Annotated in this window: 1 protein-coding gene; it reads left to right on the top strand. The window is 46.2% G+C overall.

Going from position 1 to position 1735, the window contains the following annotated elements:
• Positions 1-62: 62 nt before the first annotated feature.
• A complete protein-coding gene (locus J3P37_RS22835; protein ID WP_256014451.1) occupies positions 63-1586 on the top strand; it encodes an IS1182 family transposase in 1524 nt (507 codons plus the stop codon).
• The last annotated feature ends 149 nt before the right edge of the window (positions 1587-1735 follow it).

The raw sequence follows: 1735 nt of genomic DNA on the forward strand, positions 1-1735 counted from the left end.
AAGAGGCTGTCTCAAAAGGATAGCCTCTTTTTTATTTTGCTAGATTTTCGTATTTTAAAGGCATGGGAACGACGCCTGTTTTTAAGCCATACGATTCCGATCAGTTGCAATTACTTCCGCCCAGCCTGGAAGAGCTGGTATCGGTTAATCACCCAGCACGTATAGTAAAGAAAGTTATAGATGAGATCGACATCCGTCCGATCAACCGTAAATATAAAGGTGGAGGCGCATCCAGCTATCATCCGCGGATGCTTTTGAAAGTGTTGGTATATGGCTACCTGACCAACACGTATTCCAGCCGTAAGCTGGAAGAACAGGTACGCCAGAACATCCACTTTATGTGGCTCTGCGGAATGAAAACACCCGATCACAATACCATCAATCGTTTCCGGAGCGAGAAGCTGTCGGGGATTCTAAAGCAGATCTTCTCCCAAATCGTGCTGCTGCTGGCTGAAGAAGGAATAGTGTCATTGAAAGAGGCGGTTTACACCGATGGCACCAAGATCGAGTCAGCTGCAAACCGGTATACCTTTGTCTGGGGGAAAAGCATTAAAACGAGTAAGGATCGGATCAAAGCCCAGCTGGACGATTTGTGGAAATATGCCCAGGGAGTAGCAGCTGAAGAACTTAAAGATCCTTCGCCTTGCCAATTTGAGCAGGTGAATGCTGAGCAGGTACGTCAAACGATTGCAAAGATTGATCAAGCCCTGGAGGATAAGGAAGCAGATAAAAAGGTCAGACAAAAGCTGAATTATGCCCGCAAACACTGGCCGGAGAACCTGGAGCGGTACGAAGATCAGGAAGAGAAACTCGGTTCCCGTAACAGCATGTCCAAAACAGATCCCGATGCCACCTTCATGCGAATGAAAGAGGATCATATGTTGAACGGACAGTTGAAGCCGGCTTACAACGTGCAGATCAGCACTCAGGATCAATTCATCCTGAACTATTCCTTACATCAGACCTCTACCGATTACGGGACTCTTCCGGCTCACATCCAGCAGTACGAAAACCTGTACAACACCCTTCCTAAAGCCATCGTAGCCGATGCCGGTTACGGTTCAGATGAGAACTATGCCTGCCTCGAACAAAAAGAGATCGTGGCATATATCAAGTACAATACCTTTGATAAAGAGCAGAAAGAAGGAATTAAAGCATTCAGTAACGACAGTCTGCACTATAACGAATCAGGAAACTACCTGGTTTGTCCGATGGGGCAGCGGATGGCACACATCAGCGATGGACAGCGGATAACTACTTCGGGCTATGTACAGCTTATCAGCCGGTATCAGGCTGGAAACTGCCAGGGATGTCCGATGCGGGGCGTGTGTCATACCGGTAAAGGTAACCGGATCGTGGAAGTTAACCATTCCTTAAGAAAGCATAAGCAGGCGGCAAAAGAAAGACTGAATACCCAGCAAGGAATTCGGTATCGAAAACAAAGAGCTGCCGATGTCGAGCCTGTATTTGGCAATATCAAAAGCAATCATGGCTTTAAACGGTTCCTGCTACGTGGAATGAGTAAAACTGAAGTGGAAATAGGATTACTTGCCATAGCCCATAACCTTAGAAAATGGAAGGCGTAACGCCTTTTCGACTTTCCTAACTGCCTTTAGCCCTAACACTTATGGAGGTCCCCTGTTAAAGGACGCTAAAAGTAAAAGTTATGGAGCCGAATCTTTCAATCTGAGTATAAAAAAAAACGTCCCATAATTGCTTATGAGACGGCCTCTTT

Origin of the sequence: Desertivirga xinjiangensis (genome assembly GCF_024436435.1) — a bacterium.
Lineage (GTDB): Bacteria > Bacteroidota > Bacteroidia > Sphingobacteriales > Sphingobacteriaceae > Desertivirga > Desertivirga xinjiangensis.